Source organism: Serratia sp. CY56464 (assembly GCF_052168435.1).
GTDB classification, from domain to species: domain Bacteria; phylum Pseudomonadota; class Gammaproteobacteria; order Enterobacterales; family Enterobacteriaceae; genus Serratia; species Serratia marcescens.
Genome location: NZ_JBJNMV010000001.1, coordinates 1127195 through 1141483, shown reverse-complemented (window position 1 = coordinate 1141483; position 14289 = coordinate 1127195). Strand labels below are relative to the sequence as shown.

General features: G+C 58.7%; 12 protein-coding genes and 1 riboswitch. Of the genes, 5 read left to right on the top strand and 7 right to left on the bottom strand.

What is annotated here, in order from left to right; genetic code table 11:
- The first annotated feature begins 44 nt into the window (after positions 1 to 44).
- Positions 45 to 470 (top strand): GNAT family N-acetyltransferase, encoded by a 426-nt coding sequence (locus ACJ8KE_RS05630; RefSeq protein ID WP_097101983.1) that lies wholly within the window; start codon positions 45 to 47, stop codon positions 468 to 470.
- Here the strand turns inward: ACJ8KE_RS05630 and ACJ8KE_RS05625 are convergent.
- Together ACJ8KE_RS05625 and ACJ8KE_RS05620 are read right to left on the bottom strand one after the other, a co-directional pair.
- Positions 460 to 1092: a TetR/AcrR family transcriptional regulator gene (locus ACJ8KE_RS05625; protein ID WP_028127437.1), complete on the bottom strand. Its 633-nt coding sequence runs from the start codon at positions 1090 to 1092 to the stop codon at positions 460 to 462. The two genes, ACJ8KE_RS05630 and ACJ8KE_RS05625, sit on opposite strands and share 11 nt — an antisense overlap.
- Before the next feature lie 22 nt (positions 1093 to 1114).
- A complete protein-coding gene (locus tag ACJ8KE_RS05620; RefSeq protein WP_442517154.1) occupies positions 1115 to 4219 on the bottom strand; it encodes an efflux RND transporter permease subunit in 3105 nt (1034 codons plus the stop codon).
- 179 nt (positions 4220 to 4398) lie between these two features.
- On the opposite strand from ACJ8KE_RS05620, the gene ACJ8KE_RS05615 reads away from it, so the two are divergent.
- A complete protein-coding gene (locus tag ACJ8KE_RS05615) occupies positions 4399 to 5244 on the top strand; it encodes an inositol monophosphatase family protein (RefSeq protein WP_239441879.1) in 846 nt (281 codons plus the stop codon).
- Here the strand turns inward: ACJ8KE_RS05615 and ACJ8KE_RS05610 are convergent.
- The 5 genes from ACJ8KE_RS05610 to ACJ8KE_RS05590 all read right to left on the bottom strand — a co-directional run bounded on the left by ACJ8KE_RS05610 (position 5187) and on the right by ACJ8KE_RS05590 (position 10050).
- Positions 5187 to 6563: a cation diffusion facilitator family transporter gene (locus tag ACJ8KE_RS05610; protein WP_079452096.1), complete on the bottom strand. Its 1377-nt coding sequence runs from the start codon at positions 6561 to 6563 to the stop codon at positions 5187 to 5189. The two genes, ACJ8KE_RS05615 and ACJ8KE_RS05610, sit on opposite strands and share 58 nt — an antisense overlap.
- Positions 6564 to 6589: 26 nt before the next feature.
- Positions 6590 to 6769, bottom strand: a complete 180-nt coding sequence (locus ACJ8KE_RS05605; RefSeq protein ID WP_004938106.1) for a hypothetical protein — start codon at positions 6767 to 6769, stop codon at positions 6590 to 6592.
- A 107-nt stretch (positions 6770 to 6876) separates the two neighbouring features.
- Complete coding sequence (gene mgtS / locus ACJ8KE_RS05600; RefSeq protein WP_004938109.1) at positions 6877 to 6969, bottom strand: protein MgtS; 93 nt, start codon at positions 6967 to 6969, stop codon at positions 6877 to 6879.
- 129 nt (positions 6970 to 7098) lie between these two features.
- Entirely contained in the window at positions 7099 to 8121 is a 1023-nt protein-coding gene (locus ACJ8KE_RS05595; protein ID WP_016927641.1) for a magnesium transporter, read from the bottom strand.
- 75 nt (positions 8122 to 8196) lie between these two features.
- Positions 8197 to 8370, bottom strand: a riboswitch (M-box (ykoK) riboswitch).
- Between the two features lie 141 nt (positions 8371 to 8511).
- Positions 8512 to 10050 carry an ABC transporter substrate-binding protein gene (locus tag ACJ8KE_RS05590; protein ID WP_016927640.1) on the bottom strand — a complete coding sequence of 513 codons (1539 nt, stop codon included), beginning with the start codon at positions 10048 to 10050 and terminating at the stop codon, positions 8512 to 8514.
- Positions 10051 to 10542: 492 nt separating this feature from the next.
- Between ACJ8KE_RS05590 and ACJ8KE_RS05585 the strand changes: the two genes are divergently transcribed.
- The 3 genes from ACJ8KE_RS05585 to ACJ8KE_RS05575 are packed head-to-tail and all read left to right on the top strand — an operon-like array spanning position 10543 to position 14210.
- Positions 10543 to 11559 (top strand): iron ABC transporter substrate-binding protein, encoded by a 1017-nt coding sequence (locus ACJ8KE_RS05585; RefSeq protein WP_016927639.1) that lies wholly within the window; start codon positions 10543 to 10545, stop codon positions 11557 to 11559.
- Between the two features lie 33 nt (positions 11560 to 11592).
- A complete protein-coding gene (locus ACJ8KE_RS05580; RefSeq protein WP_110147032.1) occupies positions 11593 to 13176 on the top strand; it encodes an ABC transporter permease in 1584 nt (527 codons plus the stop codon).
- On the top strand, positions 13173 to 14210 hold the full coding sequence (locus ACJ8KE_RS05575; protein WP_442517153.1) for an ABC transporter ATP-binding protein: 1038 nt from the start codon (positions 13173 to 13175) through the stop codon (positions 14208 to 14210). The genes ACJ8KE_RS05580 and ACJ8KE_RS05575 overlap by 4 nt, the downstream gene beginning before the upstream one ends.
- Positions 14211 to 14289: the final 79 nt, after the last annotated feature.

Sequence of the window (14289 nt, the reverse complement as noted above, 5' to 3'; positions counted from 1 at the left end):
TGACAGGCCGCCATCCGGCGGCCTGTTTTTTGACGGAGTGCGACATGGCATTTTCCCTTGAGCAAGCCTCGCTCGCGCAGCGGCCGCTGTTGGCGGCCATGCTGTCCGATTGCCTTCGCGAGCTGGGCGCCGATGGGGATTACCCCTATTTGCCGCTCTACTGGCGCGAGGCCGGCCGCTACCCCTATTTGATGTTGAGCGATCGGCAAACGGCCGGGTTCGCGTTGGTCAGGCGTCTCGATAGCGCCACCGCCGAAATGGCGGAGTTCTACATCAAGCCCGAATGGCGACGCAACGGGATGGGACAACGGGCTGCCCGCGCCTTGTTCGCGCAGCATCCCGGCGGTTGGTCGCTGTCGGTCAGCCAGGATAATCCGCGCGGGCTGGCGTTTTGGCGGGCGGCGATACCAGCCGAGGCTCTACATATGCAACAAAGCACCAGGCTCACGTTCTCTTTCGTTATTCGGTAATGGCAGACGGCGAATATTGCCAGGCCAAAAGAAACGCGGTGATAGCCGCTTCGGTCATGTGTTGCAATTGTTCCGGCGTCGGCCACTGGTCGGATAGCAAAACCGCGGGCAACGGATACCCCATAACCGCGCCCAGAAATGCCATCGCCTGCGGCTGCGCATGGACAAATTGGATTTGCCCATGCTGCCGCGCCTGTTCCAATATCCTCACTAACGCCTGAAGCACCCGCCCGGCATTGCGTTCGCGCAACGTGGCGTACAACTCAGGTTTCTGCAACAGTAGTTGCACCAGCAACCGCTGAAAATGCACGTTCTCAACGCTGAAAAAATGCGCCTGAACCACCGAGGCGAAACGTGCCAACACCTGCGGTAAATCCACACTCTCCTGTGCCAGAATGCTGGCAATTGGCGGCTGCATCTTTTCGATAAGATGGTTGAACGTCTCCAACACCAAGGCATCCTTGCTCGGGAAATGATTATATAAGGTTTGACGGGTGGTTCCCGCCTCGTTGGCTATCTCGTCCAAAGAGATGTCCAAGCCCTGCTGCAAAAACAGAACGCTGGCGGTTTCCAGTATCCGTGGCCTGGCCTTCATCGGCCTTCCCGGTTGACGGTTGATCATATTATCTCCCCTGCCCAGAGGCTCATTTTCGCGCTTTAAGTCGTGCCAACCCTTGTTTAGTCAGAACAAAAAACAGCGGTACGAACAATAATGTCAGCAGTGTGCCAGAAATCATGCCTCCTATCACAGCAATACCGATTTCGCGCCGGCTGGCGGCCCCGGCACCGACAGAAAGCGCCAGCGGGATTACACCAGCGACAAACGCCAATGAAGTCATCACGATGGGCCGCAGACGCAATCGCGCCCCTTCCAATGTCGCCTGCAACAAAGCGGATCCCGTTTTTAGCTGTGTTTCAACAAACTCGACGATCAGGATCGCGTTTTTCGCCGCCAGACCAATCGTCGTCAACATTCCCACCTGGAAGTAAATATCGTTTTCATACCCCGCAAGGCGTGCGGCAACAACGGCTCCGATAATCCCGAGGGGAATGATCAGCATCACAGACAACGGAATAGACCAACTCTCATACAGCGCGGCAAGACAGAGGAAAATGAACAACACCGAAGCTAGATACACCATCAGTGTTTGCCCGGCGGCCAATTGCTCCTGATATGAGAGCCCACTCCACTCAAGGCGGTAGCCGTCTATATCGCCGATGATACTCTGCATACGCGCCATCGCGGTGCCGGAGCTTTCTCCCTCGGCTGCCGTCCCCTGTAACTGCGTGGCCGACAGCCCGTTAAAGCGCTGAAGCATTTGTGGGCCTGAGAGCCAACGCGTAGTCGCGAAGCTGGCAAAGGACGCCATGCTGCCGCTTTCACCACGTACAAACCAACTATCGATATCATCCGGCGCCGAGCGCCAGGCCGCATCCCCCTGCATGTAGACCCGCTTCACGCGGCCGCGATCGATAAAATCGTTAATATAAGCACCTCCCCATGCGGCAGAAAGCGTGTTAGTGATGTCAGCCTGCTGCAGCCCTTGTGCGCTAGCTTTTTGCTGATCGATATCGACCTGCAATTGCGCTTTATCTTCGAGGCCGTTTATGCGCACCGCCGTTAACAACGGATCTTCGGTGGCGGCGGCGATCACCTGCCTCTGAGCAGCTTGCAGCGCGTCATGCCCGACGCCGTTTTGATCTTGTAACCACAATTCAAATCCACTGGACTGCCCCAACCCGCGCACCGCCGGCGGCGACAACACATTGATCTGCGCGTCACGATAGCTTTTGAAATGGCGATTGGCGCGGCTAATAATCGCCTGCGCGTTATTTTCATCACCGCTGCGTAGCGACCAATGTTTCAGTTCGGCAAACGCCATACCGACATTCTGACCACTGCCGGCGTTATTGCGCCCGACAACCATGAAGATTACATTCAGGTTGTCCCGCTCGGCGGTCATGAAATAGTCGGCGATAGCGTCAGCAGTCTGTTGCGTTCTGGCCATCGGGGCACCTGGCGGCAGAGAAAACTGGACCATTACCGAGCCCTGATCCTCCACCGGAAGAAAACCGGTAGGCATACGCAGATATTGCCAGATCATGAAACTAACCAGCAGCAGCGCCAACAGGCAAAAACGCACCTTGCGCGCCATCACATGGTTCAATCCCAGTCCATAACGCCGCTGCCCGTATTCCACCAGGCGGTTAAAGCCACGAAAAAAACGGCTGCGCGGCCGGTGCACCGGCGGTTTCAGCAAACCGGCACACAGTGCCGGCGTCAAGGTCAACGCAACTAAAACCGACAGCACCATAGCCGCGACCAGCGTGATGGAAAACTGTCGGTAGATCATCCCGGTTGAACCGCCGAAAAATGCCATTGGAATAAATACCGCCGAAAGTACCAGCGCGATGCCGATCAGAGCGCCATTGATCTCCCGCATCGAAAGCAACGTCGCCTCGCGCGGTGGCAATTGCGCCTCCTCCATCACGCGCTCAACGTTTTCAACCACCACAATCGCGTCATCTACCAACAGGCCGATCGCGAGCACCATGGCGAACAGTGTCAAGGTGTTTACGCTGTAATCCAACAGCGCCAAAACACCGAAGGTACCGAGCAACACTACGGGTACCGTAATGGCGGGGATCAACGTGGCGCGCCAATTTTGCAAAAACAGATACATCACCACAATCACTAGCGCGATCGCTTCCAACAGCGTTTGTACGACGCCTTCAATGGAAACCAGTACGAACGGCGTGCTGTCTCGTGGATAAGCCACCTGCAACCCCGGTGGAAACTGCGGGGCCCTGCGATTCACTTCGGCCCGTACCCGCTCTGCCACCTCCAGCGCATTGGCGCCGGAAGCCAACTGAATCGAAATACCCGCCGCCGGGTGACCATTGAGGCGCGTTTGGTTTTGATAGTTTTCCGCCCCGATTTCAACACGAGCAACATCGCGCAAATACACCGCCGAACCGTCGGTATTGGTACGCAGAATAATATCCTCAAACTGTTCCGGCGTTTCCAGCCGCGATTGTGCGGTCACGGTCGCGTTCAACGACTGGCCTTCCATCGTAGGCAAGGCTCCGATCTCACCGCTGGTGACCTGGGCATTTTGCGCTTCGATGGCGACCTGCACGTCAGACGGCATCAAACCATAGCCGCTCAGTTTGATCGGATTGAGCCAAATGCGCATAGCATATTGGGCACCAAACACCGTCGTCTCCCCGACGCCATCCACCCGGCTCAGCGGATCTTGCAGCGAACTGACCAGAAAATCATTGATATCAACGCTGTCCATACGGCCTTGCGTGTCGTACAGGGCAACCACCATTAGGCTATCACCCTGCGATTTAGTCACAGTGATGCCTTGCTGCTGCACTTCTTGCGGCAATCGCGACGTTGCTTGATTGACCGCATTTTGCACTTGAACCTGAGCAATGTCCGGATCGGTTTGTTGTTCGAAGCTAAGGCTGATGCGAGCCTGGCCCGCCGAACTGCTGGTTGATGAGAAATACAACAGGCCATCGATGCCTTTAATTTGTTGTTCGATAATCTGAGTCACGCTGTCCTCTACCGTTTTGGCCGAAGCACCGGGGTAATTGGCTGTCACCGTGACACCAGGTGGCGCGATGTCGGGATATTGCTCAATCGGCAATGTCCAGAGCGCCAGAGCACCCGCAGCCATAATGCAGATGGCCAGCACGGCCGCAAACACCGGTCGAAAGATGAAAAAATGCGCTAGCATGCCTGACCCCTCTGATTATCTTGCTGACGGATGCTTTGATGGTACGTTTAATAATTAAATTTACTTTACAGTAAAGTAAATAAATCAAATCAAGCCTGAAATCAAGCAGGAATAGACACCGTATTGTCATCTGACTATGGCACCCTGCACACTAAACTTTGTTTGGAATACTGCCTGCCATGACTTCACTTTCCCCACGGGACATCGAGGCGCGCTACCGCTTTGCACGCGAGATCGCCCGCGCCGCCGCCGATCTCGCCTTCAGCTTTTATCAACGGCGGCAAAGTCTGGCCGTCGAGTTTAAACAGGGCCTGCAGGACGTGGTCAGCGAAGCCGACCGCCGCGTCGAAGCGCTGATCCGCCGCATGATCAATCGCCGGTTTCCCCAGGACGGTTTTCTCGGCGAGGAAAGCGGCGGCACCGACGATAACGCCTCCTGCGTATGGGTCGTCGATCCGATCGACGGCACCGCCTGCTTCCTGAACGGGCTGCATACCTGGTGTATCGCGATAAGCGTGGTGATCGACGGTGAGCCGACGATCGGCGTGGTCTACGATCCCAACCACCGCGAGATGTTCCGCGCCTGTCGCGGCCAAGGCGCTTTCCTGAACGGGGAACCGATCGCCGTGCATGCCGGGCGCAGCGTCGCGGATGGCGTGATGGGCGTCGGGATTTCACCGCGCGCTTCGGCGGCGGAATTCAGCGGCTTTCTCTGTCGCCTGCTGCAGACGGGAGGGATGTTTGTGCGCAGCGGCTCCGGCGCGTTGATGACCGCCCAGGTGGCCGCCGGACGGCTGCTGGGCTATTACGAACCGCACATGAACGCCTGGGACAGCCTGCCTGGGCTGGTGCTGACGCGCGAAGCCGGCGGCGTGACGAATGACTTTATGCACCACAACGGGCTGCGACGCGGCAACCCGCTGCTGCTGGCCAACGCGGCGCTCTATCCGCAGTTGGCCGAGCTGATTCAAACGCCGGGCTTGATCGGCTCGACGTGCCCTATCGCGCGCGTAATGGCCGGATAAAGCGCGCGCAGCCGCCGTTCAATCAGATCGACCGCATCGTGCGCGGCGGCGATGGTCACCGCCGGCGAGACCCGGCAGTGGAAGTTAACGATGATGCCGCCGTCGGTCTTGCGCGCGCGGATGTTATGGACGTCTTGCACCATCTCTCCCTGCTCCAGCGCCGACTGCAGTATCCGCCGAATATCGGCCAGCTCCGCCGCGTCGACATCCTCGCTGGCCAGCCAATGCGGCGTCTGCGGCTCCAGATGCGTCTCTATTTCAGTGTTTTCGCCGATCGCCTGGCGCAGGATCCCTTCTATTTCCGTGGCGATGTCATGCGCCTGCGCCACGCTGGCATGGGCCGGCACCGCCAAATCCATGCCGATCGCCATACGCGTCGGCAACTGCTGCAGGGTCACATTCTGCACCTGCGCGCCGTGGTTGGCGGCGATCGCCCGAATGCGCGTCGCCATGTCTTCGTCGCTGCGGGTCTGCGGCACCGCGATGACGGTGAATTCCGCCCTGGCGTACTGCTCCCGCAGCCGTTCGACGATCTCTCGCTTCAGCGCATCGATGCGCTCCAGCGGCAAGGTGCGGCACACCGCCACCGTGATCTCGACAAACAGCACCGCGCCGGCGTTGCGAATGCGCACGCTGTCGCAAGCCAGCACCGCCGGGAAGCTGTCCAGCGTGGCGCGAATGTCTTCGGTCGTTCCGGCCGGCGCAGCGTCCATCAGCGAGTCGAAAGAGCGCTTACCCAATTTAATCGCCGCGATGAAGATAAAACCGGCGACGATCAGCGCCGCAATGGCGTCCGCACGGCCAAAACCCAGCAGTACAAACACCATGCCCAGCAGCACCACGCCGGACGAAAGCATGTCGGAGAAGAAATGCAGCGCATCCGCTTCCAGCGCCGCGCTGTCGGTCGCTTTAGCGACGCGGTTGAGCGCCCGCACGCGGAAGAAATCGACGCAGATGGAGATCAGCAGCACCGCGATCACCACCGGCGCCGCGACGATCTTATGCGGTTGCCCGAGCAGGCTGCCGCCCGCCTCATAGACAATCCAACCGGCGGCAGCCAACAACAGCAGCACCTCGAACAGCGCCGCCAGGTTTTCCACCTTGCCGTGGCCGAAGTGGTGATCGTCATCGGCGGGCTTATCGCTGATGCGCACCGCCAGCCAGGTAATGCTGGTGGCGATAAAATCGGTAAAAGAGTGGATCCCTTCGGATATCAGGCCAATACTGCCGGTGAAAATGCCGGCGACGAATTTGCCCGTAGCCAGCAACCCGCTGGCGATCATCGAGTTTCTGGCCACGGCCTGCTTTTCATTTTGCATGATGCTGCTCACATTCGGACGGTGATTTATTTTTTTACTTTAGAGGATAATTGCCAGACAAAGGCGATCAGCAGCATACTGCCAGAGAATGTCAGCATGAGGCTAGTAAGAAAATTGGATTTTCCGGTGGAATAAAAATAAATCTCATTAACGCCCACCGAGATCATTAAAATGGCGTAGAGCAATCCCAGAATAAGAATCGTCATTATTATCAACTCCCGTTTTAGGCTGCGCGTTCAGCGCGCCGCTAAATCCTCCCCATAATAAATAGCGATCGCGGGGAGGATGCATCTAGGCGGATCTTTAGCGTTCATCAATCATCCCATTTGGTGCTCATATAGGCCGCCAACAGGCCCAGCGAGCTGATCATTGCCAGGAATCCCATAAAAATAGTCATGTTTCCCATTATTTTGTCCTCAGGTTAAATGTTATCGATAAAAGCCCCTTGCGTTAAATATCGGGGTTGGTCGGCGTCCATGGTTTTTAACGTCCTCCTCAGGTTTGTCACATTCCCGCCCTTTACGGGCGGAGCGGTTTAAATACCCAAAACGTGCTGGGCGATTTTGAAATAAATAATCAGGCCGGTGCCATCGATAAAGGTGGCGATAAACGGCGCCGACACCACGGCAGGATCGATGCCGAGCCGTTTCAGCAGCATCGGAATGATCGATGAAACAATGGCGCTCCACACGGTGATCGCCACCAGCGACAGGCTGACGACCAGCGTCACCTCCATGCCGACGCCCATGATCCAGGCGCGCACCCAGGCCGCCAGGCCAATGGTGACGGCGATCAGCAGCGAGGTCGTGACCTCCTTGCGGATCACCGCGCCCAGATTGCGCAGGCTGACCTCGCCCAGCGCCATGGCGCGCACCAGCGTCGAGGTGATCTGGGTGCCGCTGTTGCCGCCGGTGCCGATCAGCAGCGGGATGAAGAACGCCAGCGCAATCGCCGCTTCGAGCTGATCTTCAAACGCTTTCAGCACGTTGCCGGTGTAAGCTTCGGCGACGAACAGCATCAGCAGCCACACCGAACGTTTGCGCCACAGCGCCCACGGGCTGGTCTCCAGATAAGGCTTGTCCAGCGGCAGGCTCGCGCCCTGGCGTTGTGCATCCTCGGTGTTTTCATCTTCGACCAGCCGGGCGATCTCACGCTCGCCCAGTACGCCGACCAGCGTGTTGTTGGCCACCACCGGCACCACGTCCAGCCCCCCTTTGCCCAGCAGATGCGCCACGTCGTTGCGGTCATCGTCGGGTGAAACCTGGAAATAGCTGTAATCCATCATCACGCCGACGGCTTTATCCTGTTCTTCGCACTGCAACAGTTTTTTCACCGACAGTGTGCCGCGCAGATGATAATCGTCCGCGGTAATAAAGACCCGGGTAGGAATTTCGTCCGTTTTGAGCTGTGAAAGTAAATATTCCCGGGCATGATTGACCGTCATCGTCGCGGGAACGGTAATAAAATCGGCGTTCATATAACCGGCGACCGAAGTTTCATCGAGAGTTTCAGTCGCGCTCAGCGCCGGAGAAGAAGAGTATTGATGTGACTTGATCATTTTGTCAGTCCCTATTTCTGTTGTGAACTTCAACAGCGAATCGCATAGGGGCGTAACCACAGAGGGAGTGCAGACTGCCTATCTCCGCGTCCAGGTTTTAGCACTATACAACGTATCCGAGCTGTTGCTCGGAAGTTACTTTGGGCTGAACCTTAATCCGATAAAGCCTGTCTTAACCTTGGGCATCTCTCGATGTCGTCAGATCAGTAACCTGTGTTTGTATAGGAGCCTCGCCAAACGAGATACTGCATATAAACTACCGGCGCAGTATAGGCGTTGTTTTATCCGGCGGGAAGAAAAGATTGCCCGTCGTTTATGGAGTATTTAGGATAATGTTATTAAACGGACATTTATAAAAACGGCTGATATAAATCAGCCGTCTTTTATTTTTCAGTGTTCGAGAATGTAGACGTTTTTATCGTATAAGGCGCCCTGACGAGTAAAGTCGATCCCCTTCACGTAAGGTTTGATGAGCGTGGCGTTGGCTTCGTAGTATACCGGCGCTACCGGCGTATCGACGGCCAGCACCGCCTCGGCCTGCTGGAAATATTGCTGCACCTGCTGCGGTGTCGGCGCCGCCGTCGCCTGGTGCAAAATGCGATCGTACGCCGGGTTGCGGTATTTGGGGCTGTTCTCGCTGCTGTCGGAACGGAACACGTTCAGGAAGGTAGAAGGATCGTCGTAATCCGCCAGCCAGCGGGTAAAGGCCACGCTGTACTGCCCGCGGTTGATATTGTCCAGCGTGACTTTGCGCTCCTGGCTTTGCAAGGTGGCCTCTGCGCCAAGGTTCTTTTTCCACATGGCGGCGGCGGCGATGACGATCTTCTTGATGGTGGCGTCATTGCTGTACAACACGGTAAAGCGCAGCGGATGCTCGGCGTTGAAACCGGCCTCCGCCAGCAGTTGCTTCGCCTGGGCGTGGCGTTGTTCCGGCGTCAAACCGGCCGCGGCGCCGGGCTGCAGGCGATAGCCGCCCGCGCCGGTCGGGGTAAAGGTCCAGGCCGGCTGCTGGCCGTATCCCAACACTTTGCCGGCGACGATCTCTTTATCCAGCGCCAGGTTCAGCGCCTGGCGCACCCGCACGTCGTTAAACGGCGCCTGCTGATTATTGAAAGCGAAATAACTGGTGGAGAGCAGCGGATAAGTCACCAGCTGTTGCTCGCCGAGCGTTTTTTTCAGTTGCTGATACAGCTCCGGCGGCGTGGTATACCCCAGCTCAACCTCACCGGCGCGAAAACGCGCCACTTCCGGGAAGCCCTGGATCGGCAAGAAGGTTACCTTGTTGAGCACGGTATTGGCGTTATCCCAATACTGCGGGTTACGTTCCACCACCACCTTTTCGTTCACCACCCACTGGCTGAGGCGAAACGCCCCGTTGCCGACAAAGTGCGCCGGCTGCGTCCAGTTTTTGCCGTACTGCTCCACCACCTTGCGGTTAACCGGCAAAACCGGGAAATGCACCAGTTGCTTGAGCAGATAGGAATTGGGCTCCGACAGCGTCACCTGCAGAGTGTGCGCATCCAGCGCCTTGACGCCCAGCTCGCTTGGCGGTTTGCTGCCGGCGTTGATCGCTGCGGCATTCAGCACGTAGGCCGAAGCCAGATAGCTGCCGTACGGCGAGGCGGTTTTCGGATCGGTGAGGCGCCGCCAGCTGTATACAAAATCGTCGGCGGTCACCGGATCGCCGTTCGACCATTTGGCCTGCGGCCGCAGATGGAAAGTCCAGACGTTGCCCTGATGCTCCCACGTCTGCGCCAGTGCAGGGATCACTTCACCGTCTTTTCCGACGCGCAGCAAGCCTTCGAACAGATCGTTGAAGATGTAGAACTCCACATTGCTTTCGGCCAGGTTTGGATCCAGCGTCGCCGGTTCATACCCGTTGGCGCGCACCAGTTCTTGCACCGCCGCCAGTTTAACGCCTGCCGGCATCTCTGCGGCATGGGCAGCCGTAGCATTAAAAGCCAGGAGGATTAAACCAGCCAGTTTCTTGCCATTAAATGAATATTTCACGTCGATATCCCTGATTAGTGTTTTATCGCGTTTAATATGCAATGAGGCAGTGGAATAAATTAAATCATTAATCGCTATGAGTCATAACCAAAAGCGGTGTTGAATTTCTTTCATTATCAAAGAAGTACTGGCGACGGAACGATGAAGAACACGAGGATAAACGCGGAGACCGGCATTGCCGCCGGGAACGCCGTGAATCGGCGGTGACATAAATTCAGGCAATCAATATAGATTATTCCAGCCGAAGCTTAACATATCCTTAGGGCAATTCATTTTGTGAGCGATCGTCAAAAATAATTTAATACGAATCGTTTTCACTATCATTATTGATGTTCTTGGCTAAAATCGGCCTGCTTGCGCTTGCCAGGCGATATTCGTTTTCTTCATTCGAACGCTAAAAAGGATAACTGCATGAAGCTGCGTATTTCATCTCTCGGCCCCGTCGCCCTGCTCGCCTCCTCGATGATGCTGGCCTTTGGCGCTCAGGCGGCCTCCGCCGACCAGGGCATCGTTATTTACAACGCCCAGCATGAAAATCTGGTGAAATCCTGGGTCGACGGGTTTACCAAAGACACCGGCATCAAAGTCACGCTGCGCAACGGCGGCGACAGCGAGCTGGGCAATCAGCTGGTGCAGGAAGGCAGCGCCTCGCCTGCCGACGTGTTCCTGACGGAAAACTCCCCGGCGATGGTGTTGGTGGATAACGCCAAGCTGTTCGCCCCGCTGGACGCCGCCACGCTGGCCCAGGTGGAACCACAATATCGCCCAAGCCACGGCCGCTGGATCGGCATCGCCGCCCGTTCTACCGTGTTTGTTTATAACCCGGCCAAACTGAGCGACGCGCAGTTGCCGAAGTCACTGCTGGATCTGGCCAAACCGGAATGGAAAGGCCGTTGGGCCGCTTCGCCATCGGGCGCCGATTTCCAGGCGATCGTCAGCGCGCTGCTGGAGCTGAAAGGCGAGAAAGCCACGCTGGCGTGGCTGAAAGCGATGAAAACCAACTTCACCGCCTATAAGGGCAACAGCACGGTAATGAAAGCGGTCAATGCCGGCCAGGTCGACAGCGGTGTGATCTATCACTACTACCCGTTCGTGGATGGCGCGAAAACCGGCGAAAACAGCAATAACATCAAGCTGTATTACTTCAAACATCAGGATCCTGGCGCGTTCGTCAGCATCTCCGGCGGCGGCGTGCTGGCTTCCAGCAAGCATCAGCAGCAGGCGCAGGCGTTCATCAAGTGGATCACCGGTAAACAGGGCCAGGAAATCCTGCGCACCAACAACGCCTTCGAATACGCCGTCGGCGTTGGCGCGGCCTCCAACCCGAAACTGGTGCCGCTGAAAGATCTGGACGCACCGAAAGTAGACGCTGCACAGCTGAACAGTAAAAAAGTTGTCGAACTGATGACCGAGGCCGGCCTGCTGTAAGGCCCGCCGGCAAACCGAGAGTTTTTGATCGTTATGTCAAACCTGAGTACCCACGCCGCGCAGACCGCGCGGCGTTATTCTGTTGTCCCCCGTCACCCGCGGCCAGGGGCGATCGTGGTGGTCAGCGCCGTGTTGCTGTCGCTGCTGGCGCTGTTGCCGCTGGGATTCGTTATCGGCGTGGCGTTTGAAACCGGCTGGCAAACGGTCAAAGCACTGGTTTTCCGCCCACGCGTGGCGGAACTGCTGTTGAATACTCTGTTGTTGGTGTTGTTGACGCTGCCGATCTGCGCCGTGCTGGGCGTGGCCCTGGCCTGGTTGACCGAACGCACCACGCTGCCGGGCCGCCGTCTCTGGGCGGTATTGGCGACCGCGCCGCTGGCGGTGCCGGCCTTCGTGCAAAGCTATGCCTGGATCAGCCTGGTGCCGTCGATGCACGGCCTGGGCGCCGGCGTTTTCATCTCGGTGCTCGCTTATTTCCCGTTTATCTACCTGCCGGCCGCCGCCGTGCTGCGCCGCCTGGATCCCGGTATCGAGGACGTCGCCACCTCACTCGGCTCGCGGCCGCCGGCGGTGTTTTTCCGCGTGGTATTGCCTCAATTGAAACTGGCGGTCTGGGGCGGCTCGCTGCTGATCGCGCTGCACCTGCTGGCGGAGTATGGCCTGTACGCCATGATCCGTTTCGATACCTTCACCACCGCGATCTTCGATCAGTTCCAGTCGACCTTCAACGGCCCGGCGGCCAACATGCTGGCCGGCGTGTTGGTGCTGTGCTGCCTGGGGCTGCTGTTGCTTGAGGCGATAAGCCGCGGCCACGCGCGCTACGCCCGCGTCGGTTCCGGCAGCGCCCGCAGCCAAACGCCGCGCCGCCTTTCGCCGCCGCTCGCCGCGCTGGCGCTGCTGCTGCCGATCGCGCTGACCGCGCTGGCGTTGGGCGTGCCTTTCATCACCCTGGCCCGCTGGCTGTGGCTGGGTGGATTCGAGGTGTGGCGCAACGCCGAGCTGTGGCCCGCGCTGTGGCAAACGCTGTCGCTGTCCGCCGCTGGCGCGCTGCTGATCACGCTGTGCGCCATTCCGATGGCCTGGCTGTCGGTACGCTATCCGGCCCGACTGTATCGGGTGCTGGAAGGCTGCAACTATGTGACCAGTTCGCTGCCCGGCATCGTGGTGGCGCTGGCGCTGGTGACCATCACCATTCACAGCTTCAGGCCGATTTACCAGACCGAAATCACCCTGCTGCTGGCGTATCTGCTGATGTTTATGCCGCGGGCGCTAATCAATCTGCGCGCCGGTATCGCACAGGCGCCGGTGGAATTGGAAAACGTGGCGCGCAGCCTGGGCAAATCGCCGGCGCAGGCGTTGTGGAGCACCACGCTGCGGCTGGCGGCGCCGGGCGCCGCTGCGGGCGCGGCGCTGGTATTCCTGGCGATCGCCAATGAACTGACCGCCACGCTGCTGCTGGCGCCGAACGGCACCCGCACGCTGGCCACCGGCTTCTGGGCGCTGACCAGCGAGATAGACTACGTCGCCGCCGCGCCTTATGCGCTGATTATGGTGGCGCTGTCATTGCCGCTCACCTGGCTTCTTTATTCTCAATCTAAACGCACGGCGGGACTATGAGCACGCTCGAACTGCACGGTATCGGAAAATCTTACAACGCCATCAGAGTGCTGGAACACATCGACCTGCAGGTTGCCGCCGGCAGCCGCACGGCGATCGTCGGCCCTTCCGGTTCCGGCAAAACCACTCTGCTGCGCATCATCGCCGGCTTTGAAATCCCCGACGGCGGCCAGATCCTGCTGCAGGGACAAGCCATGGGCAACGGCGGCGGCTGGGTGCCTGCGCATCTGCGCGGCATCGGTTTCGTTCCGCAGGATGGCGCGCTGTTCCCGCACTTTACCGTCGCCGGCAACATCGGTTTTGGCCTCAAAGGCGGCAAGCGCGAGAAACAGCGGCGCATCGAGGCGCTGATGGAGATGGTGGCGCTGGATCGCCGTCTGGCGGCGCTGTGGCCGCACGAGTTGTCCGGCGGGCAGCAACAGCGGGTCGCGCTGGCGCGCGCCCTGTCGCAACAACCCCGGCTGATGCTGCTGGATGAACCGTTCTCGGCGCTGGATACCGGCCTGCGCGCCGCCACCCGCAAAGCGGTGGCCGAACTGCTGACGGAGGCCAAGGTGGCGTCGATTCTGGTCACCCACGATCAGAGCGAGGCGCTGTCGTTCGCCGATCAGGTGGCGGTGATGCGCAGAGGCCGGCTGGCGCAGGTGGGCGCGCCGCAGGATCTCTATCTGCGGCCGGTTGATGAGCCGACCGCCAGCTTCCTTGGCGAAACGCTGGTGTTGACCGCCGAACTGGCGCACGGCTGGGCCGACTGCGCACTGGGGCGCATCGCCGTCGACGATCGCCAACGCAGCGGCCCGGCGCGCATCATGTTGCGCCCGGAGCAGATTCAAATCGGTTTGTCCGATCCGGCGCAGCGCGGCCAGGCGGTGATCACCAGCATCGATTTCGCCGGCTTCGTCTCCACCCTCAATCTGCAAATGGCCGCCGACGGCGCGCAGCTCGAGATCAAAACCGTCAGCCGCGAAGGCCTGCGGCCCGGGGCGCAGGTCAGTCTCAACGTGATGGGGCAAGCGCATATTTTCACCGGCTGAGAGTGTGGGGAGCGACCCTTGACGTTCCCCTCGCCACCGCGCATTATCAATGGCATGAATCGCATCGCGCACGCCCTCA